This is a genomic window from Pseudomonas sp. p1(2021b) (assembly GCF_020151015.1).
Taxonomy (GTDB): Bacteria; Pseudomonadota; Gammaproteobacteria; order Pseudomonadales; family Pseudomonadaceae; genus Aquipseudomonas; species Aquipseudomonas putida_K.
The window spans coordinates 3,654,077-3,675,185 of the sequence record NZ_CP083746.1 but is presented as its reverse complement, the minus strand read 5'-3'; the positions used below and the strand labels follow the sequence as shown (position 1 = coordinate 3,675,185).

The following is a 21,109-nucleotide window of genomic DNA, read 5'->3' as shown; positions in this document are numbered from 1 at the left end:
AGAAACCGGCCGAAGGTGGCCGGGACGGGTCAGTGGGACGCGAACGAAGTATCCGGCGGGCGTGCGTGGCGGCAGTGCCACAGGGCCCAGAAGGCGAGGATGACGTGTACCAGCGGGTTTTCGCCGGCGCGCGCCTTGGCCTTGGGAAGGGCCGGGTGCGCATTGCTTGGGGGGCAGGTCATGCCTGGATACTCACATGGGGCGTAAGGTTGATTAAAGCAGTGATTGGCGATGTTCACTCCTGGGATGGTTAAACATTCTCGTTGTATGGGCTTTCATCCTGAGGCCCTTCGCGGCGCAATCGCGGGACAAGCCCACACACATACTGCGCCGTTCCCAATATCTGCGCCGTAGTTGTGGGAGCGGGCTTGTCCCCCGATTGCGCCGGTACAGCCGGCGATGAAATCTGCGACAATCGCCCATCTTTCGAATGCGATCATGAAAAAGCAGACCCACCTGCATCATCAAAAAGCCCCATGACAGACCACTCCATCGACCAACTCCTGAAGAACCTCGACCACGCCATGATCGCCGACCGCCATCGGCTGCGGCGCCAACTGCACGAGCTGCGCAAGCGCCCCGACGAGGCGAAACAGGCGTCGTGGGTGGAAAAGGTCCAGGCTTCCTGCGCCCAGGTCGTGGCCCGCGAGCAGAGCGTGCCGAGCATCCGCTACGACGACAGCCTGCCCATCGCGGCCAAGCGCGACGAAATCAAGAAGGCCCTGGCCGAGCACCAGGTGCTGGTGATCGCTGGCGAGACCGGTTCGGGCAAGACCACCCAGTTGCCGAAGATCTGCCTGGAGATGGGCCGCGGTCGGCATGGCCTGATCGCCCACACCCAGCCGCGCCGGATCGCCGCGCGCAGCGTGGCGGCGCGGGTGGCCGAAGAACTGGGCACGCCCTTGGGCGGGCTGATCGGCTACCAGGTGCGCTTCGAGGATCAGAGCGATGCCGGTACCCTGGTCAAGCTGATGACCGACGGTATCCTGCTGGCCGAGACCCAGCACGACCGCTTCCTCGAGCGCTACGACACGATCATCGTCGACGAAGCCCACGAACGCAGCCTGAACATCGACTTCCTGCTCGGCTACCTGAAGACCCTGCTGCACCGCCGCCCGGACCTGAAGCTGATCATCACCTCGGCGACCATTGACCTGGAGCGCTTCTCCAAGCATTTCGACGGCGCGCCGATCATCGAGGTGTCGGGCCGCACCTTCCCGGTGGAGACCTGGTACCGCCCGTTGACCAGCGAGCAGGACGAGGAGGGCAACCGCGTCGAGGATGACCTCACTGTCGACCAGGCGATTCTCGCCACCCTGGACGAACTGGCCCATCACGAACGCAGCGAGGGCAAGGGCCCCGGTGACGTGCTGGTGTTCCTGCCGGGCGAGCGGGAGATTCGTGATGCCGCTGAGATCCTGCGCAAGGCCCAGTTGCGCCACACCGAGATCCTGCCGCTGTATGCGCGCCTGACGCCGGCCGAGCAGCAGAAGATCTTCCAGCCCCATACCGGGCGCCGGGTCGTACTGGCCACCAACGTTGCCGAAACTTCGCTGACCGTGCCGGGCATCCGCTACGTGATCGACACCGGTACCGCGCGCATCAGCCGCTACAGCTACCGGGCCAAGGTCCAGCGCCTGCCCATCGAGGCGGTGTCGCAGGCCAGCGCCAACCAGCGCAAGGGCCGTTGCGGGCGGGTCGAGCCGGGCATCTGTGTGCGTCTGTACAGCGAAGAGGATTTCAACGCCCGACCGGCGTTCACCGACCCTGAGATCCTGCGCACCAACCTGGCCGCGGTGATCCTGCAGATGCTGCACCTGCGCCTGGGCGCGATCGATGCCTTCCCGTTCATCGAGCCACCGGATGGCAAGGCCATCAGCGACGGCTTCAACCTGTTGCAGGAGCTCTCGGCGGTCAATCGCGAAAACCAGCTGACCCCGCTGGGCCGTCAGCTGGCACGCCTGCCGATCGACCCACGCCTGGGCCGCATGCTGCTCGAAGGCGCCCGCCAGGGCAGCCTGCAGGAAGTGCTGATCGTCGCCAGTGCCCTGTCGGTGCAGGACCCTCGCGAGCGCCCACCGGAGCGCCAGCAGGCGGCTGACCAGGCCCATGCCCAATGGAAGGACACCGACTCCGATTTCGCCGCCCTGGTCAACCTCTGGCGGGGTTTCGAGGAGCAGCGCCAGGCCCTGACCGCCAACCCGCTGCGCAACTGGTGCCGCAAAAACTTTCTCAGCTACTTGCGCCTGCGTGAGTGGCGCGACGCCCACCGCCAGCTCTCGCTGATCTGTCGCGACCTGCAATTGGCGGTCAACAAGGAGCCGGCGGACTTCCCACGTGTGCACAAGGCCATCCTCAGTGGCCTGTTGAGCCAGATCGGCCACAAGACCGAAGACGGCGACTACCAGGGCGCGCGCCAGCGGCGCTTCTGGATCCACCCGTCCTCGGGCATCGGCCGCAAGCGTCCGCAATGGGTGATGGCCGCGGAGCTTGTGGAAACCACCAAGCTCTATGCACGTATGGTGGCCAAGATCGAACCGGACTGGATCGAGCCGCTGGCCAGCCACCTGGTCAAGAAGAACCATTTCGAGCCGCATTGGGAGAAGAAGCGCGGCCAGGCGGTGGCCTACGAACAGATCACCTTGTATGGCCTGATCCTGGTCGGTCGCCGGCCGGTGCACTTCGGCCCGATCGACCCGGTGGTGTCCCGCGAGCTGTTCATCCGTGATGGCTTGGTGGGTGGCCAGATCCAATCGCGAGCCAAGTGCCTGGCGGCCAACAAGCGCTTGCTCGAACAGCTCGACGAACTGGAAGCCAAGGCCCGGCGACGGGACATCCTGGCCGACGAGGAAACCCTGTACGCCTTCTACGAGGCGCGCCTGCCGGCAGAGATCCACCAGAGTGCGACCTTCGACAGCTGGTACCGGGTCAACAGCCAGAAGGATCCGAACCTGCTGATCATGCGCGAAGAGGACGTGCTGGCCCGCGAAGCCAGCGAGGTGACCGCCGCGCAATACCCAGACAGCCTGCAGGTGGGCGATTTGCGCCTGCCCTTGACCTACCACTTCGAGCCGGGCCACCCCCGTGACGGCGTTACCGTGCGTGTGCCGGCACCGCTGCTGCCGAGCCTGCCGGGCGAGCGCCTGGAGTGGCTGGTCCCAGGCCTGCTGGAGGCCAAATGCGTGGCTCTGGTGCGCAACCTGCCCAAGGCCCTGCGCAAGAACTTCGTGCCGGTGCCCGACTTCGTCAAGGCGGCCCTGGCCCGCATGACCTTCGGCCAGGGTGCCTTGCCCCAGGCCCTGGGCCAGGAACTGCTGCGCATGACCGGCGCCCGGGTGCCGGACGACGCCTGGGCCGAAGCGGCCGGGCTGGTGGAAGGGCACTTGCGCATGAACATCGAGGTGGTCGACGGCCAGGGCAAGTTCCTTGGCGAAGGCCGTGACCTGGCCGAGCTGACCGCGCGTTTCGCCGCTGCGAGCCAGGCCGCGCTGGCCATGCCGCGCAACGAAAAAGCCGAGCAGCCAGTGCAGGCCAAGGCGTTCGCCGAGGTGGCGCAAACCGCCCAGCAGAAGATCGCCGGCCTGTCGCTGACGGTGTACCCGGCGCTGGTGGAAGAGGCTGGGGCCGTGCGTGAAGGGCGTTTCTCGACCCAGGCCGAAGCCGAATTCCAGCACCGCCGTGCGCTGCAGCGGTTGTTGTTGCAACAGCTGGCCGAGCCCGCCAAGTTCCTGCGCGGCAAGCTGCCGGGGCTGACCGAGCTGGGCCTGTTGTATCGCGAGCTGGGCCGGGTCGAGGCGTTGGTGGAGGATATCCTCCTGGCGAGCCTGGACAGCTGCATCCTCGAAGGCGAGGCGCCGTTGCCGCGTGACGGTGCAGCGCTCGCTGGGCTGGCCGATCGTAAGCGCGGCAGCTGGGCCGAGCATGCCGAGCGTCTGGCGCGCCAGACCCTGGAGGTGCTCAAACTGTGGCATGGCTTGCAGAAGCGCTTCAAAGGCAAGATCGACCTGAGCCAGGCGGTCGCCCTGAACGACATCAAGCAGCAGCTCGCCAACCTGGTGTATCCAGGCTTCGTACGCGAGACGCCTGCGGCCTGGTTCAAGGAACTGCCGCGCTATCTCAAGGCGGTGGAGCTGCGCCTGGAGAAGCTCGGTTCTCAGGTGCAGAAGGACCGGGTGTGGAGCGGCGAGCTGGCCAACCTATGGGCCCAGTACAAGGCTCGCGCCGACAAGCATGCCCAGGAGGGCAAGCGGGACGAACAGCTTACCCTGTACCGCTGGTGGCTGGAGGAATATCGGGTGTCGTTGTTCGCCCAGCAGTTGGGTACCAAGGTGCCGGTTTCCGACAAACGTCTGGGCAAACAGTGGAGTCAGGTGGAAGCCTAAAGCTGGGGAAATGTGGCAAACTTGCGGGAATCTGGGCCGCTGTGCGGCCCATCGCGGGGCAAGCCCGCTTCTACAGGGACAGCGCCTATCCTGAGAGTGCGGGCTTGCCTTGTGATCGAGGGCACAGCCCTCGCGTATAAATTGGTACTAAAGTGCCATTATGTTGCCCTTTCCGGCCAGCGCCGCGTGGCGATGGCCTCTGACCAGAGGAACGACCGTGCATAACGTCGTGATCAGCGGCACCGGCCTGTATACCCCGGCCCAGAGCATTTCCAACGAAGAACTGGTGGCGTCCTTCAACACCTGGGCGCAGCAGTACAACCAGGACAACGCCGCCGCCATCGAGCGCGGCGAGCTGGAGGCCGCACCGCTGTCCGACGCGGCCTTCATCGAGAAGGCTTCCGGCATCAAGAGCCGCTTCGTCATGGACAAGGCCGGCATTCTCGACCCGCAACGCATGAAGCCGCGCCTGCCGGAGCGCTCCAATGACGAGCCGTCGATCCTCTGTGAAATGGCCGTGGCCGCCGCTCGCCAGGCCCTCGAGCGTGCAGGCCGCACTGCCGCCGACGTGGACGGGGTGATCGTCGCCTGCTCCAACCTGCAGCGCCCGTACCCGGCTATCTCCATCGAAGTGCAACAGGCGCTGGGCATAGAAGGCTTTGCCTTCGACATGAACGTGGCCTGCTCCTCGGCCACTTTCGGCATCCAGACCGCCGCCAACAGCGTGCAACTGGGCCAGGCCCGCGCGGTACTGATGGTCAACCCGGAGATTTGCACCGGGCACTTGAACTTCCGTGACCGCGACAGCCACTTCATCTTCGGCGATGCCGCCACCGCCGTACTGGTCGAACGCGCCGACCAGGCCACCTCGGCGCACCAGTTCGAGGTCGTCAGCACCAAGCTGTGGACCGGCTTCTCCAACAACATCCGCAATAACTTCGGTTTCCTCAACCGGGCAGCGGAGGAGGGGATCGACGCGCCAGACAAGCTGTTCGTGCAGGAAGGCCGCAAGGTATTCAAGGAGGTCTGCCCGAAGGTCGCCGAGCTGATCGGCCAGCACCTGGAGGAAAACGACCTGCAACCGAGCGACGTCAATCGCTTCTGGCTGCACCAGGCCAACCTCAGCATGAACCACCTGATCGTCAAGAAGCTGGTGGGGCGCGAGGTCGCCGAGGACGATGCACCGGTGATTCTGGACCGTTATGCCAACACCAGTTCGGCGGGCTCGGTGATTGCTTTCCACCTGTACCAGGATGACCTGCCCAAGGGCGCCTTGGGCGTGCTCAGTTCGTTCGGTGCGGGGTATTCGATCGGTAGCGTGATCCTGCGCAAGCGCTGATCCCCCGTACCGGCCCCGTCGCGGGGCAAGCTCGCACAATGGCAGCATTGACGTCGTACCTGTAGGAGCGGGCTTGTCCCGCGATGGGGCCGACGCATGTGCAACAGGCAAAAAAAAGCGGGAAGTGCCGGATGGGGTCGGCACTTCCCGCCTGAGTGACGCAGGGGAGCTTGCGCTTAGAACTTGGCTTCCAGATCGACCTGCAGGGTGTCGACGTCGGCATTGCTGTTCGGCAGCTGAGACAGGTCGGTCTTGGCCATCAGGTAGGCTGCGCCCAGCGAGAAGTTCTTGTCGATCTCATAGCCAACCTTGAACTTGTGACCGCGCGAACCGGTGAAGCCGGCACCGAAGTCGGAGTCGGTGAAGGCGCTGACCACCGCGTTGCGCTGCACGTCGCGGTAGTTGTAATCCAGGCTCCAGGCGCCGAGCTTGGTCTTCAGGCCGGCCAGCCAGGCCTTGTCTTCGCCGTCGGTGCTTTCGGTGTTCTTCACGTACTGGCCGTAGGCCGACAGCGGGATGGCGAAGCCGGTGAAGTCCACTTGGCCGAAGCCTTCCACCAGGTTGAACTCGTTGGTGGTGTTGCCGAAGGCGCGCAGGGCAGCCGATTCCTTGTCATTGTCATAGCCGTAGATGCTGGTACCCACGGTGACCTTGACGGTGTCGGCCGCATCGAAGCGTGCGCCCAACTGGCCGTGGTACAGCTGGGCATCGTGCTTGAACTGCACGCCGTCGCCGTCCACGTTGTCCTTGAGGTTGTAGTGGCCGGCGCTGCCGAACAGCTCGGCGCCGCCCAGGTCGGTCTTGTAGGTGACGGCCACGCCTTCGGGGTTGATGTCGCTGTCCCAGATGATGTCGCCCATGCTCACCCAAGGCTGAGGCATCTTGCCGCCGATCAGGTGCAGGTTCGGCACGGCGGTCGGGTGCCAGTCGAGGTAGGCCAGGTCTACCCACAGCGACTTCTTGTCGAAGTAGTTGTCCAGGCTCTGGTTGGTGGAGCGGGCATCGGAACTGCTGCCGGTGGCCACGCGGATACCGGCATCGACCTGCGGGTTGATCTGGCTGTAGAAGCCGACGCGGGCACGGACGCGCTCGCGGTCCTGGTTGCCGCTGCGGCTGTTGGGGTTGTCGACGTTGACGTCTTCGTAGCGCAGGCGCACGTCGCCCTTGATCTGGGTCTTGGCGGCCCATGCCACTTTCTGCTCGAAGGAGCTCAGGCGATCGGCCTGGGCTTTCTGCTCTGCCTTTTCCTTGGTTTCCTTGGCCAGATCGGCCTGCAGTTCGTTGTACTGCGCCTGGTTGATCGAGCCGTTGGCGCGGAGCATCTCGAGCAGCTTGGCGTCGACTGCAGCACTGGCCGGAGCGCTCAGTGCCAGCATCATGCCGGTGAGGCTTACTCCGGTAAGTGTAGAAACAAGACGCATAAGGTTCTCCCTGTTGGAAAAAGTTGGGGAGGCTCTTGCGCCTGCCCCTTAGTTGGCATGCCTTCGGAAAGGCCCTGGCTAGAGGGGTTGCCGGGGTTCCGAAAAACAGGCGCCAGTATTGCGGGGAGGCGTGACAGAATAATGTCTATTTGATGGCACTGCGGTTAAGTGAGCAGGCCGTGAACGCGCCATTTGAGTGTCGCGACCCACTTCGGGATACTGGCCACTTCCTGGCCTGTGAGTCGACATCGTGACCAGCCTGTACAGCCTTGCCCATCTACGTGACCTGTCGGCGGCGACCTGGGATGCCCTGGTGCCCGCCGGTCAACCTTTCCTGCGCCATGCCTTCCTCGGCGCCCTGGAGGACAGCGGCAGCGTCGCGCCCGCGACCGGCTGGGCGGCCGAGCATCTGGTGCTGGAGCGCGATGGGCAGGTGCGTGCAGTGCTGCCGGCCTATCGCAAGTGGCACTCCTTCGGTGAGTACGTGTTCGATCACGGCTGGGCCGATGCCTGTGAACGCGCGGGCATCCGCTACTACCCCAAGCTGCTCGGCGCGGTACCGTTCAGCCCGGTGAGCGGTCCGCGCCTGCTGGCGGCCGAGCCGGCCGATGGGTTGCTCATGCTGCAGGCCATTCCCGAGTACCTGGGCAAGGGTGAGCTCTCTGGCGCGCACATCAATTTCACCGACAGCGCCCTCGACGAACGCATCGCCGGCTTGCCGGGATGGATGGAGCGCCTGGGTTGCCAATTTCACTGGCACAACCGCGGCTACCGCGACTTCCAGGACTTCCTCGACACCCTGAGCTCTCGCAAGCGCAAGCAGATGCGCAAGGAGCGCGAGCAGGTGGCCGGGCAGGGGATCGACTTCCGCTGGTTGCGCGGCGAGGAACTGAGCGAGGCGCAGTGGGACTTCGTCTACCTGTGCTACGCCAACACCTATGCGGTGCGGCGCCGTACGCCCTATCTGACCCGCGAATTCTTCAGCCTGCTGGCCGAGCGCATGCCCGAGGCAGTGCGGGTGGTGGTGGCCCGCCAGCACGGGCGCGAGGTGGCCATGGCCCTGAGCCTGGTCGGTGGTGACAGCCTGTATGGGCGTTATTGGGGGTGCCTGGACGAATTCGATCGGCTGCATTTCGAAACCTGCTTCTACCAGGGCATGACGTTCGCCATCGAAGAAGGGCTGCGGCGGTTCGATGCCGGGGCCCAGGGCGAGCACAAGTTGATCCGGGGCTTCGAGCCGGTGCTGACCCGGTCGTGGCATTACCTGCTGCACCCGGGGTTGCGTCGGGCGGTGGGGGATTTCCTCGAACAGGAGCGGGCAGGGGTGAGGGCCTATGCCGAGCAGGCGCGGGAGATGTTGCCTTACCGGAGGGCCTGAGCGGGCCCAATCGCAGGTGTAGGAGCGGCCTTGTGCCGCGAAGGGCCGCAAGGCGGCCCCGGACCCTATTCAATCCACCCCGACGAACCCGCCGGTCTGGTGATGCCACAACCGCGCATACAACCCGCGCTCGGCCAGCAGCTCGGCATGGGTACCGCTTTCGACGATGCGCCCTTTGTCCAGCACCACCAGCCGGTCCATACGGGCGATGGTGGACAGGCGGTGGGCGATGGCGATCACCGTCTTGCCTTGCATCAAGGTCTCCAGGCTCTCCTGGATCGCCGCCTCGACTTCCGAATCCAGCGCCGAGGTGGCTTCGTCCATGATCAGGATCGGCGCATTCTTGAGCAGCACCCGGGCAATGGCGATGCGCTGGCGCTGGCCACCGGAGAGCTTGACACCGCGCTCGCCCACATGGGCATCGAACCCGGTGCGCCCCTGGGCGTCGGAGAGCTGGGGGATGAATTCGTCGGCCCGGGCCTGGCGCACGGCCTCCCAGACTTGCGCCTCGCTGGCATCCGGCCGGCCATACAGCAGGTTGTCACGGATCGAGCGATGCAGCAGCGAGGTGTCCTGGGTGATCATGCCGATCTGCGCGCGCAGGCTGGCCTGGTTGACCTCGGCGATGTCCTGGCCGTCGATGAGGATGCGCCCGCTGTCCACGTCGTACAGACGCAGCAACAGGTTGACCAGGGTCGACTTGCCGGCGCCGGAAGGGCCGATCAGGCCGATCTTCTCGCCGGGGCGGATGTCCAGGTCCAGCCCGTCGATGACCTTGTTGCCCTTGCCGTAATGAAAGTCCACATGGTCGAAGCGCACCGCGCCACGGCTGACCTGCAGTGCCGGGGCGCCAGGCTTGTCGATGACGCTGACCGGCTGGGCGATGGTCTGCAGGCCGTCCTGGACCATGCCGATGTTCTCGAAGATGCCATTGACCACCCACATGATCCAGCCGGACATGTTGATGATGCGGATCACCAGGCCCGTGGCCAGTGCGATGGCGCCAACGGTGATCAGCGACTGGCTCCACAGCCACAGGGCCAGGCCCGTGGTGCCCACTACCAACAGGCCGTTGAGGCCGGTGATGACCACGTCCATGCTGGTGACCACCCGCGAGGCCAGCTGGGTCTTCTCGGTCTGCTCGCTGATCGCTTCGCGGGCGTACTGCTGTTCGTAGTCGGTATGGGCGAACAGCTTGAGGGTGGCGATGTTGGTGTAGCCATCGACGATGCGCCCCATCAGCTTGGAGCGGGCGTCGGAGGAAATCACCGAGCGTTCCTTGACCCGGGGTACGAAGTAGTAGAGCGCGGCGATGTAGCAGGCGATCCAGGCCAGCAATGGCAGCATCAGCCGCCAGTCGGCTTCGGCGAACAGTACCAGGGAGCTGATGGCGTAGATGAGTACGTGCCAGAGCGCGTCCACGGCTTGCACCGCCGAGTCGCGCAGGGAGTTGCCGGTCTGCATGATGCGCTGGGCGATGCGCCCGGCGAAGTCGCTCTGGAAGAAGTTCAGGCTCTGCTTGAGCACGTAGGTGTGGTTCTGCCAACGGATCAGGCTGGTCATGCCCGGGCTGATGGTCTGGTGCACCAGCAGGTCGTGCAGGCCGAAGAACACCGGCCGCAGCACCAGGATGACCACCAGCATCCAGGCCAGCTCGCCGCTGTGCCGGCTGAAGAACTCGGTGCCCGGCGTGGCCTGGGCCAGGTCGATGATCCGGCTCAGGTAGCTGAACATGGCCACCTCGATCAGCGCGGCCACCAGGCCGACCACCAGCAGCGCAATGAAGCTGGGCCAGACCTGGCGCAGGTAATACAGGTAGAACGGCCATACCTGGCTTGGCGGCGCCTCGCTGGGCGCCTCGCGGAAAATGTCGATCAGCTGTTCGAAGCGGCGGTACAACATGGTGGACACACTCCTGTTCCATCCGACCTCAAGGCGGGTTCACATCCTTGTGAGACCGGCGATCAGTCGATGCGTTTGGCGGACTTGATGTACACCGGGTCTGCTGGTACGTCACGCATGCCTTGCTTGGTGGTGGTAGGCGAGTTGACGATCTGGTCGACCACCTCCATGCCTTTGGTCACCTTGCCGAACACCGCGTAGCCACGGTCGCGGCCCGGGTTGAGGAAATCGTTATCGGCCACGTTGATGAAGAACTGGCTGGTGGCCGAGTTCGGGTCGGAGGTACGCGCCATGGCCAGGGTGCCGCGCGTGTTGGCCAGACCGTTGCTGGCCTCGTTGCGGATCGGGTCGCGGGTCGGCTTTTGCACCATCTGGTCGGTGAAGCCGCCGCCCTGGGCCATGAAGCCTGGGATCACGCGGTGGAAGATGGTGTTGTTGTAGAAGCCGCTGTCGACGTATTCGAGGAAGTTCTTCGTGCTGATCGGCGCCTTTTCGGCGTTCAGCTCGATCTCGACCTGGCCGAAGCTGGTGTCCAGCAGGACGTGAGGGGTCTTGTCCGAAGCCATGACGCTGGTGGCGAAGGCGACCGAGCAGGCGGTGAGCAGGAGTTTTTTCAGCATGGGCTCAAAGATCCTTGAGAAGTGGAAGCTGCTGCGAGGAAGTGCAGCAGGGTCTGGTTGAAGACCTCGGGTTGGTCGAGGGGAGTAGCGTGCCGGGAATCGGCGATCACCGCCAGTGTCGCCTGGGGCATCAGGGCGACATAGCGCTCCTTGAGTTGTATCGGGGTGTAATCGTGGTCGGCGGCGATCACCAGGGTCGGGCAGCGGATCTGCCCGATGCGCGCCTGCACACCCCAATCGACGATGGCATCGAAGCTGCGCAGGTAGGCGCGCTTGTCGTTGCGCGCCCAGCGCTGGGCCATCTTGTGACGCAGTTCGGTTTGTTCTGGCTTGGGGAACAGCCGCTCGGCCAAGCCCTTGCCGATCGTCTCGACACTGAGGATGCGCGCCAGGCTCCAGCGTTTGATCCACCAGATCCAGTGAGCGATCGAGTTGCGTCGCACCTCAGGGGCGCTGTTGACGATGCACAGGCTGCGTAGCCAGGCGGGGTGGTCGACGGCGAACTGAAAACCCACCATGCCACCCATGGACAGGCCGACGACGTGCACCGGGCCGGTCTGCAGGTGCTCCAGCAGGGCCAGCAGGTCGGCACTGAAGGTCGCGATCTGGTAGCCGTCGCGAGGTTTGTCGGAGCGACCATGACCGCGAATATCCATCAGAATCACCCGGTAATGGCGGCTAAGCACCGGGACTTGCAGTTCCCAGTCCTGGCAGCTCGAGCCCAGGCCATGCAGCAGCACCAGGGGTTCGCCCTGGCCGTATTCCTCGTAGTGCAGCGTGCATCCTTCGTGCTCGAAATAGGCCATGGGCGCGGTCCTCTCAGGCTTGTGGGGGGGCTGCGAAGGGCACGTCCAATGGCGCTGTGTCGAAATTGCGCAGCAGCTCGATGAGGATCTGCGTGGCCGGACCCAAGGTCTTGTCCTTGTTCGAATAAAGGTAGAACAGTGGGTGACGGCTGCCACCTTGATCCAACGGCAGCGGCTTGAGCACGCCGTCGCGCAGCTCGCGCTCGATCATGTGCCGGGGCAGCCAGGCAAAGCCCAGGCCGCTGCTGACGAAGGTGGCGGCGGTACCCAGGCTGCCGACTGTCCAGCGCTGCTCGGCGCCGAGCCAGCCGACATCCCGCGGCTGGGCACGGCCGGAGTCGCGGATCACCACCTGCAACTGGCTTTCCAGGTCCTGGAAGGTGATTTCCCGGCCCAGGCGGTGCAGGCTGTGCTCGGGGTGGGCGACGGCGATGAATTCCACTGAGCTCAGTTCGGCGCCCAGGTAGCCGCCGATGTTGTAGCTGCTGATGGCAAGGTCGGCGATGCCTTCGTGCAGCACTTCCTCGACGCCGGACAACACCTCCTCGCGCAGGCGTACCCGGCACCCGCGGCTTTGCGGCATGAAGGCGCTCAACGCCCGGACCAGGCGGGCGCTGGGGTAGGCGGCATCGACCACCACGCGTACCTCGGCCTCCCAACCTTGCTCCATGTGGTGGGCCAGGTCCTCGAGCTGGCTGGCCTGCTTGACCAGGTGGCGTGAACGGCGCAGCAGCACATTGCCGGCTTCGGTCAGCACCGCCTTGCGCCCGTCGATGCGCAGCAGCGGCACGCCCAGCTGCTCCTGCATGCGCGCCACGGTGTAGCTGACCGACGATTGCGAGCGGTGCAGGGCTTCGGCGGCCTGGGCGAACCCGCCGTGGTCGACCACCGCCTGGAGGGTTCGCCACTGATCCAGGGTTACACGTGGCGCTTTCATCTTCGGCTCCTGTTGTCCTAAGCTGCGCTCTTCCAAGGAGAGCGCCCAATGAAGAAATGTTGTGCGGCATTGCTGCTGTGCCTGCCCCTGGGGGCCATGGCCTACCCCATCGAGGTGGAGAAGGAACTGGCCGGGGTCAAGCTGGACTACACCACCTACGACACTGCCTACGACATCGGCAGCATCACCTTGAATAACTACGGGCAGGTCCCGGCGGCGTGCAAGGTGACGTTCCGCAACGGCCCCGAGGCGCCGCGGGTACGCCGGGTGAATGTACCGGCGGGCCAAAGCGTGGACGTCACCGCCAAGTTCAACCGGCAGATCATCAAGCTGCGCATCGCGGTGAACTGCAAAGTCGAATGAACGGAATAGTCGATAGATTTCACCCACTATTTACGCTTTTTTATCGATAGGTCAAGTTTTAATCTCACCTCCATCGAATCGCAACCCTTTGTTCGCCGATGGAGGCTCCCATGTCCCGCGTACTGATCATCGAAAGCAGCGCCCGCCAGCAGGATTCCGTTTCCCGCCAGCTGACCCAGGATTTCATCCAGCAGTGGCAAGCGGCCCACCCGGGCGACGAGATCAAGGTACGTGACCTGGCCGTCAACCCTGTGCCGCACCTGGATGCCGACCTGCTCGGCGGCTGGATCAAGCCTGAAGAGCAGCGCAGCGCGGCGGAAGTGGATGCCCTGGCCCGCTCCAACGAACTGACCGAGGAGTTGCTCGCGGCCGATGTGCTGGTAATGGCGGCGCCGATGTACAACTTCACCATCCCCAGCACTCTCAAGGCCTGGCTGGACCACGTGCTGCGCGCCGGCATCACCTTCAAGTACACCCCGACCGGCCCGCAAGGCCTGCTGACCGGCAAGCGCGCCATCGTCCTGACTGCCCGTGGCGGCATTCACGCCGGTGCCACCAGCGACCACCAGGAACCCTATCTGCGTCAGGTGATGGCCTTCATCGGCATCCATGAGGTGGACTTCATCCACGCCGAAGGCCTGAACATCAGCAGCGAATTCCACGAGAAAGGCCTGAACCAGGCCAAGGCCAGGCTGGCCGCGGTGGCCTGACGCGCAACGCATTCCCAACCCCTGACACCTGTCGCTCCTTTGGGTGTACCTGCCCGGCCTGATGGCCGGGCTTTTTTATGTTCGTTTTTTCGCCGTGCAGGACAGGCCTGTTCACGGGCAAGCCGCTCCCGCAACCTGTGGGAGCGGGTTTACCGCGAATGGGCTGGCACTGCCCCTACACTGCGCATGGTTGAACTGCTTCGGCTCAACCCGCTAAGGTCGCCGCCTTGATATTCAAGAGGCAACCATGGGCTACCTGATAATCGTCGCGCTGATCCAGGCGTTCTCCTTCAACCTGATCGGCATCTACCTGGCTGGCAACGTCGATAGCTACTTCGCAGTGCTGGCGCGCGTGGTGCTGGCCTTGCTGGTATTCCTGCCACTGACCCGCTGGCGCCAGGTGGAGCCGCGCTTCATGCGCTCGATGTTGCTGATCGGGGCATTGCAGTACGGCATCACCTACGTGTGCCTGTACCTGAGCTTCCGCGTGCTGACGGTGCCGGAGGTGCTGCTGTTCACCATTCTCACGCCCTTGCACGTGACCCTGATTGAAGACGCCCTGAACCGCCGCTTCAACTTCTGGGCGCTGCTGGCCGCCCTGGTGGCCGTGGCGGGCGCTGCGGTGATCCGCTTCGACAGCATCAGCGGCGATTTCTTCATGGGCTTCCTGTTGCTGCAACTGGCCAACTTCACCTATGCGGCAGGCCAGGTCATGTATCGCCACCTGGTGGCCCGGCACCCCAGCGACCTGCCGCATTACCGGCGTTTTGGCTACTTCTACCTGGGCGCCCTGATCGTGGTGCTGCCGGCATTCCTGTTGTTCGGCAACTCCCAGCACCTGCCTGCGACCGACACGCAATGGCTGGTGCTGTTGTTCCTGGGGCTGGTCCCGACGGCGTTGGGGCTGTACTGGTGGAACAAGGGCGCGTGCCTGGTCCCGGGGGCCACGTTGGCGGTGATGAACAACCTGCACGTGCCGGTGGGGTTGCTGCTGAACCTGCTGATCTGGAACCAGGACGAGCCGCTGGGGCGGCTCTTCGTAGGCGGGGCGATCATCGTGGCTTCGGTGTGGATGAGCCGGTTGGGTGTGCAGCGTCCGGCAACGCCGCAGGCGATGTCTCGCTGAGTCGGGAATGAGCGGGCTTTTCCGCGATGCCGGCCCGCCTCGATAGGGGCGGGCTTGGTGTCGTGTAGACATGGCAAGGGCTTCGCCCTTGATCGCGGGGCAAGCCCGCTCCTACACAGCAGGCACGCCAGCCGATAGGGTGGCGCGGCCCTATGGCTGGTCTTCAAGCCTCGCTCAGTTCGCTCAACCGTTGCGGCTCGTGAGTGGCCAGAGGCCTGGCGGCAAGCCCGATACGCATGTCATTGCCGCTGGGTTGCTGGTACAGGCTCAAGCCGAACTCGGGCAACACCGCCAGCAGGTAATCGAAGATATCGCCCTGGATGCGTTCGTACTCGGCCCATGCCGTGGTGGTGGTGAAGCAGTAGATCTCCAGCGGCACGCCCTCGGCGGTGGTCTGCATCTGGCGGACCATGCAGGTCATGCCTTGCTGCACGTCGGGGTGGTTCTTCAGGTAGGCCAGGGCGAAGGCGCGGAAGGTGCCGATGTTGGTCAGCTTGCGGCGGTTGGCGGCAAGTTCGGCCACCGGCCCCAGGGATTCGTTCCAGGTGCTCAGTTCCTGGCGCTTTTGTTTCAGGTAGTCGCCCAGCAGGCGGACCTGGCCCAAGCGCTGTTCTTCTTCGGCGGTGAGAAAGCGCACGCCGGCGGCGTCGATGAACAGGCTGCGCTTGATGCGCCGCCCGCCGGACTGCTGCATGCCGCGCCAGTTACGGAACGACTCGCTCATCAGGCGCCAGGTGGGGATGGAAACGATGGTCTTGTCGAAGTTCTGTACCTTGACCGTGTGCAGGGTGATGTCCACCACGTCGCCGTCGGCACCGACCTGGGGCATCTCGATCCAGTCGCCGACGTGCAGCATGTCGTTGCTGGTCAACTGCACGCTGGCGACGAACGACAGCAAGGTGTCCTTGTAGACCAACAGCAGCACGGCCGACATGGCACCCAGACCCGAAAGCAGCAGCAGCGGCGAGCGGTCGATGAGGGTGGCGACGATGACGATGGCGGCGAAGATCCATAGCATCATCTTGGCCAGCTGCACGTAGCCCTTGATCGAGCGTGTGCGGGCGTGTTCGGTGCGGGCGTAGATGTCCAGCAGGGCATCGAGCAGGCACGACAGGGCCATGGTCATGAACAGCAGGGTGAAGGCCAGGGCCACGTTGCCGAGGAAGTGCTGGGCGGTTTCGCCCAGCTCCGGCACCAGCTTCAGGCCGAACTGGATCACCAGTGAGGGCGTGGTCTGGGCCAGGCGGTGGAAGACCTTGTTGTGGCGCAGGTCGTCGAGCCACTTGAGCGGTTGCTGACGGGCCAGCAGGCGGCTGGCATGCAGCACCATGAAGCGGGCCAGGCGGCCGATGAGCAGGGAAATGACCAGCAGGACCACCAGGGCCAGGGCGGCGTGCAGCATGGGGTGTTGGTCGAGGGTGCCCCAGAGGTCGAGGGCGTCTTTCCAGAGTCGTTGGATATCCATGAGGGTTAGACGGGTCTGTATTGCGAAAACGAAGGCCCATTAGAACGCGGATTGGCGCCAAGGTGCCAAAAGAAATTCGGCGTCCGTCACGGAAAACGTTACCCTATGCAACTTGAATTTCCAGCGACTGCCCGAGGTACACCCGTGTTTTCCCAATTCGCCCTGCACGAACGCCTGCTCAAAGCCGTGGCCGAGCTGAACTTTGTCGAGCCGACCCCGGTGCAGGCGGCGGCCATTCCCCTGGCCCTGCAAGGGCGTGACCTGCGGGTGACCGCGCAGACCGGCAGCGGCAAGACCGCCGCCTTCGTGCTGCCACTGCTCAACCGCCTGGTCGACCTGCGCCAGCGTCGTGTGGAGATCCGGGCGCTGATCCTGCTGCCGACCCGCGAGCTGGCCCAGCAGACCCTCAAGGAAGTGCAGCGCTTTTCCCAGTTCACCTACGTGAAGTCCGGGTTGGTCACCGGCGGCGAGGACTTCAAGGAGCAGGCCGCACTGCTGCGCAAGGTCCCGGACATCCTGATCGGCACCCCGGGCCGCCTGCTGGAACACCTGAACGCCGGTAACCTGGACCTCTCCCACGTCCAGGTACTGGTGCTGGACGAAGCCGACCGCATGCTCGACATGGGCTTCGCCGAAGACATGGAGCGCCTGTGCAAGGAGTGCGAGAACCGCGAACAGACCCTGCTGTTCTCGGCCACCACCGGTGGCGCGGCGCTGCGCGACATCATCGGCAAGGTGCTCAAGGACCCTGAGCACCTGATGCTCAACAGCGTCTCGCAGCTGTCCGAAGGCACCCGCCAGCAGATCATCACTGCCGACCATGACCAGCACAAAGAGCAGATCGTCCAGTGGCTGCTGGCCAACGAGACCTACCAGAAGGCGATCATCTTCACCAATACCCGGGCCCTGGCCGACCGCATCTACGGTCACCTGGTGGCCAAGGATGTGAAGGCGTTCGTGCTGCACGGCGAAAAGGACCAGAAGGACCGCAAGCTGGCCATCGATCGCTTCAAGCAGGGCGGCTCCAAGGTGCTGGTAGCCACCGACGTGGCCGCCCGTGGCCTGGACATCGACGGTCTGGACCTGGTGATCAACTTCGACATGCCGCGCAGTGGCGACGAGTACGTGCACCGTATCGGCCGTACCGGTCGTGCCGGTGCCGAAGGCCTGGCGATCTCGCTGATCTGCCACAACGACTGGAACCTGATGTCGAGCATCGAGCGCTACCTCAAGCAGCAGTTCGAGCGCCGGGTCATCAAGGAGGTCAAGGGCACCTACAACGGGCCGAAGAAGGTCAAGGCCTCGGGCAAGGCGGCTGGCACCAAGAAGAAAAAGGTCGAGAAGAAGGCCGCCGAGAAGAAGGGCGCTACCGCCAAGCGCAAGCCGGCTGCCAAGCCCAAGGCCAAGGCGCCTCTGGCCAGCGCCGATGGCATGGCGCCTTTGAAGAAGCGGGCACCGAAGGCCGAGTGATGTTCTGGCGGCCTGGTTTCAGGGCTGCAAAGCAGCCCTGAAGGCAGTTCCCTAGTCCGCCTTGGTTTCCGCCTCCTTCAATTCCTTGATCCGCTTGTCGATCAACTGGCATTTGTCGGGCAGGTCCTTGCTGGCTGTGCCCAGGTCCATGCCCTGCAGTTCCTCGTTGATCTGCTTGGCCTTCTGCGGATCCTGTTCGGTCAACTGGGTGACCAGCCCGGCCAGTTCCTCGCGTTTCTGGGTGGCTTCCTCTGGTGTGCAGGCCCAGCTGGGCAGGGCGTACAACAGTGCGCTGGCACAGGCGAGGGGCAATAACCGTTTCATCCGTTCGATCTCCAGCAGGGGTATATGCGGTTGAAAAGTGTGTCGTCTGGAAGTTCAGACCGATAACCATCCGGCAGCCTGTTGTCGGTTTTCACTTGGAACACCCCGCACTGCCTCCCGGTCCCATGCTGTGTACCCCAACCGTTCACAGCAGGAGGCCACCTCCATGAGCACCTACGACTGGGACCTGGTCGAGCGTCTGTTGCATGAAGTGCAGAACAGCGCCGGCCACAGCTTCACGCCACGGCCCTATGCCGAGCAGCACGCGGCAGCGCTTGCCGCTACCGGTCAACCGGTGGGCGACCTGGACCATCTCAAGACCCGCGCCTGCGAATACGAGAAGATCCTCTTCGAGCGTGGCTTCATCGAAAGCCGGCCGGAAGAGGACGGCGGCAACGGCGAGAACTTCGTCCTCACCGAGCGAGGCTCGCGCCTGCTCAGCCTGATCGACAGCAGCATCCCTGGCTTCGAGCACCCTCGCCAAGTGCTGGACGAGCAGGACGATGCCCTGGACGAGACGACGTTCGAACAGGTGGCGGCAAAAGCTCAGATCGCCTGAGGTCGTTTTGAGGCTGGCGTGGGGACGGCTGCAAACCCGATAATCGGCGCTTGTCTGCCATTGTCGAGACCGTGCCCATGCCATCGATACGCCAAGGGGGCCGCCCATGAGCGCGGCCCGCAAGAACACCGATGCCTTCGCCCTGCAGGTGATGCTGGTGCTGTGCCTGATCTGGGGCAGCCAACAGGTGATGATCAAATGGGCGGCCAGCGATATCGCCCCGGTGATGCAGGCGGCCCTGCGTTCAGGGATCGCCGCGGTACTGGTGGGGATCCTGGTGTGCTGGCGGGGCGGCTGGAGCATGGTGGGCAGCACCTGGCGGGCGGGCTTGCTGTCGGGCGTATTGTTCGGCCTGGAATTCTTGTTCATCGCCGAAGGCCTGAAGCTGACGTCCGCCGCGCACATGTCGGTGTTCCTCTACACCGCACCGGTGTTCACCGCCCTGGGGCTGCATTTCATGTTGCCGAGCGAGCGGCTGCGGCTGTTGCAGTGGCTGGGTATCTTGCTGTCGTTCGGCGGCATCGCCATGGCTTTTGCCGGTGGCTTGTCGTGGGACCAGCTCGATGGCCGGGTACTGCTCGGCGATGCCTTCGGTGTACTGGCGGGCCTGGCCTGGGGCGCGACCACCGTGGTGGTGCGCGGGTCGCGGTTGTCGGAGGCGCCTGCCGACCTGACCTTGTTCTACCAGTTGCTGGTGGGCTTCGTCGGGTTGCTGTTGATCGCCGTGATCAGTGGGCAGGTGGGCATGGTCGCCTTCACACCCTTGGCAGCGGGCAGTGTGCTGTTCCAGGCCATCGTGGTGTCGTTCATCAGCTACCTGACCTGGTTCTGGCTGCTGCGCAAGTACCTGGCATCGAACCTTGCGGTGTTCTCCTTCATCACGCCGCTGTTCGGCGTGACCTTTGGTGTGGTGTTGCTGGGTGAACCGCTCAGCCTGAACTTCGTGCTGGGCGCGGTGATGGTGTTGTGCGGGGTCATCCTCGTCAGCGCCGAGCCCTGGGTGCGTCAGCAATTGCGCAAACTGGTCGGCTGAACAGGCGCAGCCGCGCCGCCCTGTAGGAGCGGCCTTGCGCCGCGAAAGGGCTGCAGCGCAGCCCCGGCGCCATCAAGCCGAAGCACAACGCCCGGCGGGCTGAAGCCGCTCCCGACGCTGGCCAACCAACACCAGCACTCCTGCGACCCCTAGCCCACCCGCAGCAAGCAGCAAGGCGGGCTGCAGGCTCCCACCGTAATGGTTGCTCACGGCCGCCAGCAGCGGCCCGCTGAGCTGGCCGAGGGCGAAGCAGGCGGTGAGCAGCCCGGCGTTGCGCTGGGTGGCATGGGGTGCCAGTTCCCGTGAACGCTGCATCACCAACTGCATGCAGGCCAGGAACGGCGCGCCGCACAACAGCACGCCCAGGGCCAGGCCGAACCCGTTGCCCAACAGGCAGGCCAGGACTCCCAGGCCCTGCAACCAGAGCGTCGCGCTCAGCCAATGGGACGTGCGGGCTGGGCGTCGCACGCTGACCAGCACGACCCCCAACGCAGCCGCCAGGCCGAACGCTGGCCAGAACAGGTCGGCCTGCCACTGGCCATGGAACTGCTGACTGGCCATCTGCGACAGGAAGGTCGCCGGCAGGATATAGCCGATGCCATATAGCCCATAGACCAACCCCAATCGCCCGATGCCCGGCTGGGTGGCGCCGTCGTTGGGTACGTCCGGTACCGCCGAGGTCGGTTGCATCCGCGGCAACCAGGGCAGCACAGCCAACAGCATCACCAAGGCGGCCAGCGCATAGATCAGCCACAGCGTCGCTGACCCTAGGCCCATCAGATGGGCCACCAGGGCGAGCAAGCCGGTGATGGCGATGCCGATGCCGGGCCCGGCGAACACCAGCGCTCCCAGGCGAGGGCGACCGTGGCTGGCAGCCAATTGCTGGCTGAGGCTGGTGATCATCACCAGTACCCAGGCACTGGCCACGCCGGTCCCGAAGCGCAGCAGCAGGTGACTCCAGAAGCCCTGCGCCGCCCACGAGGCGAGGGTCAGCAGCACGCACAGCCATAGGCCGGCGTGCAGGCGCTGGCGGACCTGGGCCGGGCGGCGGGCGAACATGCCGTCCACTGCGCCGAGAAAGTAGCCCAGGTAGTTGGCGGCCGCCACCAGGCCGCCGGCAGTCAGGTCGAACTGCCCCTCGGCGATCAGGCGCGGCAACTGTGGGGTCAGGGCGAAGCGGCCGATACCCATGGCCATCATCAAGGCCACGGCGCTGGCTAACAGTTGTATGAAGGGGGACATGCGGCGACTCCTGCACCAGTGGAAACGATGGA

The 21,109-nt window shown here is 64.6% G+C and carries 18 protein-coding genes; 9 read left to right on the top strand and 9 right to left on the bottom strand.

Annotation, left to right across the window (positions count from 1 at the left end):
* Positions 1-29: 29 nt before the first annotated feature.
* Entirely contained in the window at positions 30-182 is a 153-nt protein-coding gene (locus K8374_RS16970; RefSeq protein WP_224456484.1) for a hypothetical protein, read from the bottom strand.
* 294 nt (positions 183-476) lie between these two features.
* Here K8374_RS16970 and hrpA point away from each other — a divergent pair, with 294 nt between their 5' ends.
* Together hrpA and K8374_RS16960 are read left to right on the top strand one after the other, a co-directional pair.
* Positions 477-4,382 carry an ATP-dependent RNA helicase HrpA gene (hrpA, locus tag K8374_RS16965; protein ID WP_224456483.1) on the top strand — a complete coding sequence of 1,302 codons (3,906 nt, stop codon included), beginning with the start codon at positions 477-479 and terminating at the stop codon, positions 4,380-4,382.
* A gap of 217 nt (positions 4,383-4,599) precedes the next feature.
* A complete protein-coding gene (locus K8374_RS16960) occupies positions 4,600-5,721 on the top strand; it encodes a beta-ketoacyl-ACP synthase III (protein ID WP_224456482.1) in 1,122 nt (373 codons plus the stop codon).
* Positions 5,722-5,897: 176 nt separating this feature from the next.
* Here K8374_RS16960 and K8374_RS16955 read toward each other — a convergent pair whose 3' ends face one another.
* Positions 5,898-7,142, bottom strand: a complete 1,245-nt coding sequence (locus tag K8374_RS16955) for a putative porin (protein ID WP_084858421.1) — start codon at positions 7,140-7,142, stop codon at positions 5,898-5,900.
* A gap of 250 nt (positions 7,143-7,392) precedes the next feature.
* Between K8374_RS16955 and K8374_RS16950 the strand changes: the two genes are divergently transcribed.
* Complete coding sequence (locus tag K8374_RS16950; protein ID WP_224456481.1) at positions 7,393-8,520, top strand: GNAT family N-acetyltransferase; 1,128 nt, start codon at positions 7,393-7,395, stop codon at positions 8,518-8,520.
* 69 nt (positions 8,521-8,589) lie between these two features.
* On the opposite strand, the gene K8374_RS16945 is transcribed toward K8374_RS16950, so the two are convergent.
* The 4 genes from K8374_RS16945 to K8374_RS16930 all read right to left on the bottom strand — a co-directional run bounded on the left by K8374_RS16945 (position 8,590) and on the right by K8374_RS16930 (position 12,785).
* Positions 8,590-10,422 (bottom strand): ABC transporter ATP-binding protein, encoded by a 1,833-nt coding sequence (locus K8374_RS16945; protein ID WP_224459343.1) that lies wholly within the window; start codon positions 10,420-10,422, stop codon positions 8,590-8,592.
* A 62-nt stretch (positions 10,423-10,484) separates the two neighbouring features.
* Positions 10,485-11,042, bottom strand: coding sequence for a peptidylprolyl isomerase (locus tag K8374_RS16940; protein WP_224456480.1), 558 nt, complete (start codon positions 11,040-11,042; stop codon positions 10,485-10,487).
* The gene (locus K8374_RS16935; protein ID WP_084858425.1) at positions 11,036-11,848 is read right to left on the bottom strand and encodes an alpha/beta fold hydrolase; all 813 of its coding nucleotides are present in this window, start codon (positions 11,846-11,848) and stop codon (positions 11,036-11,038) included. The genes K8374_RS16940 and K8374_RS16935 overlap by 7 nt, the downstream gene beginning before the upstream one ends.
* Positions 11,849-11,861: 13 nt before the next feature.
* The gene (locus K8374_RS16930; protein WP_224456479.1) at positions 11,862-12,785 is read right to left on the bottom strand and encodes a LysR family transcriptional regulator; all 924 of its coding nucleotides are present in this window, start codon (positions 12,783-12,785) and stop codon (positions 11,862-11,864) included.
* A 48-nt stretch (positions 12,786-12,833) separates the two neighbouring features.
* Here K8374_RS16930 and K8374_RS16925 point away from each other — a divergent pair, with 48 nt between their 5' ends.
* The 3 genes from K8374_RS16925 to K8374_RS16915 all read left to right on the top strand — a co-directional run bounded on the left by K8374_RS16925 (position 12,834) and on the right by K8374_RS16915 (position 14,984).
* Positions 12,834-13,148, top strand: coding sequence for a 3-phosphoglycerate kinase (locus tag K8374_RS16925; protein ID WP_224456478.1), 315 nt, complete (start codon positions 12,834-12,836; stop codon positions 13,146-13,148).
* 110 nt (positions 13,149-13,258) lie between these two features.
* Complete coding sequence (locus K8374_RS16920) at positions 13,259-13,858, top strand: FMN-dependent NADH-azoreductase (protein ID WP_224456477.1); 600 nt, start codon at positions 13,259-13,261, stop codon at positions 13,856-13,858.
* A 247-nt stretch (positions 13,859-14,105) separates the two neighbouring features.
* Positions 14,106-14,984: a carboxylate/amino acid/amine transporter gene (locus K8374_RS16915; protein ID WP_224456476.1), complete on the top strand. Its 879-nt coding sequence runs from the start codon at positions 14,106-14,108 to the stop codon at positions 14,982-14,984.
* Positions 14,985-15,147: 163 nt separating this feature from the next.
* On the opposite strand, the gene K8374_RS16910 is transcribed toward K8374_RS16915, so the two are convergent.
* Positions 15,148-16,449, bottom strand: coding sequence for a mechanosensitive ion channel family protein (locus K8374_RS16910; RefSeq protein ID WP_224456475.1), 1,302 nt, complete (start codon positions 16,447-16,449; stop codon positions 15,148-15,150).
* 105 nt (positions 16,450-16,554) lie between these two features.
* Here K8374_RS16910 and K8374_RS16905 point away from each other — a divergent pair, with 105 nt between their 5' ends.
* On the top strand, positions 16,555-17,919 hold the full coding sequence (locus tag K8374_RS16905) for a DEAD/DEAH box helicase (protein ID WP_411969540.1): 1,365 nt from the start codon (positions 16,555-16,557) through the stop codon (positions 17,917-17,919).
* Between the two features lie 51 nt (positions 17,920-17,970).
* Here the strand turns inward: K8374_RS16905 and K8374_RS16900 are convergent, their stop codons facing one another.
* Complete coding sequence (locus K8374_RS16900; protein WP_224456473.1) at positions 17,971-18,243, bottom strand: hypothetical protein; 273 nt, start codon at positions 18,241-18,243, stop codon at positions 17,971-17,973.
* Between the two features lie 166 nt (positions 18,244-18,409).
* Here K8374_RS16900 and K8374_RS16895 point away from each other — a divergent pair, with 166 nt between their 5' ends.
* Both K8374_RS16895 and K8374_RS16890 read left to right on the top strand, forming a co-directional pair.
* Positions 18,410-18,802, top strand: coding sequence for a transcriptional regulator (locus K8374_RS16895; RefSeq protein WP_196145585.1), 393 nt, complete (start codon positions 18,410-18,412; stop codon positions 18,800-18,802).
* Positions 18,803-18,908: 106 nt separating this feature from the next.
* Complete coding sequence (locus K8374_RS16890; RefSeq protein WP_084858439.1) at positions 18,909-19,835, top strand: DMT family transporter; 927 nt, start codon at positions 18,909-18,911, stop codon at positions 19,833-19,835.
* A gap of 72 nt (positions 19,836-19,907) precedes the next feature.
* Here K8374_RS16890 and K8374_RS16885 read toward each other — a convergent pair whose 3' ends face one another.
* Entirely contained in the window at positions 19,908-21,077 is a 1,170-nt protein-coding gene (locus tag K8374_RS16885) for an MFS transporter (protein WP_224456472.1), read from the bottom strand.
* Positions 21,078-21,109 lie beyond the last annotated feature (32 nt).

Coding starts and splice junctions, on each gene's coding strand:
- K8374_RS16890 (WP_084858439.1), top strand. CDS start 18,909: ATGAGCGCGGCCCGCAAGAACACCGATGCCTTCGCCCTGCAGGTGATG.
- K8374_RS16895 (WP_196145585.1), top strand. CDS start 18,410: ATGAGCACCTACGACTGGGACCTGGTCGAGCGTCTGTTGCATGAAGTG.
- K8374_RS16920 (WP_224456477.1), top strand. CDS start 13,259: ATGTCCCGCGTACTGATCATCGAAAGCAGCGCCCGCCAGCAGGATTCC.
- K8374_RS16885 (WP_224456472.1), bottom strand. CDS start 21,077: ATGTCCCCCTTCATACAACTGTTAGCCAGCGCCGTGGCCTTGATGATG.
- K8374_RS16925 (WP_224456478.1), top strand. CDS start 12,834: ATGAAGAAATGTTGTGCGGCATTGCTGCTGTGCCTGCCCCTGGGGGCC.
- K8374_RS16970 (WP_224456484.1), bottom strand. CDS start 182: ATGACCTGCCCCCCAAGCAATGCGCACCCGGCCCTTCCCAAGGCCAAG.
- K8374_RS16910 (WP_224456475.1), bottom strand. CDS start 16,449: ATGGATATCCAACGACTCTGGAAAGACGCCCTCGACCTCTGGGGCACC.
- K8374_RS16930 (WP_224456479.1), bottom strand. CDS start 12,785: ATGAAAGCGCCACGTGTAACCCTGGATCAGTGGCGAACCCTCCAGGCG.
- K8374_RS16905 (WP_411969540.1), top strand. CDS start 16,555: ATGCAACTTGAATTTCCAGCGACTGCCCGAGGTACACCCGTGTTTTCC.
- K8374_RS16900 (WP_224456473.1), bottom strand. CDS start 18,243: ATGAAACGGTTATTGCCCCTCGCCTGTGCCAGCGCACTGTTGTACGCC.
- K8374_RS16915 (WP_224456476.1), top strand. CDS start 14,106: ATGGGCTACCTGATAATCGTCGCGCTGATCCAGGCGTTCTCCTTCAAC.
- K8374_RS16940 (WP_224456480.1), bottom strand. CDS start 11,042: ATGCTGAAAAAACTCCTGCTCACCGCCTGCTCGGTCGCCTTCGCCACC.
- K8374_RS16935 (WP_084858425.1), bottom strand. CDS start 11,848: ATGGCCTATTTCGAGCACGAAGGATGCACGCTGCACTACGAGGAATAC.
- K8374_RS16945 (WP_224459343.1), bottom strand. CDS start 10,422: ATGTTGTACCGCCGCTTCGAACAGCTGATCGACATTTTCCGCGAGGCG.
- hrpA (WP_224456483.1), top strand. CDS start 477: ATGACAGACCACTCCATCGACCAACTCCTGAAGAACCTCGACCACGCC.
- K8374_RS16955 (WP_084858421.1), bottom strand. CDS start 7,142: ATGCGTCTTGTTTCTACACTTACCGGAGTAAGCCTCACCGGCATGATG.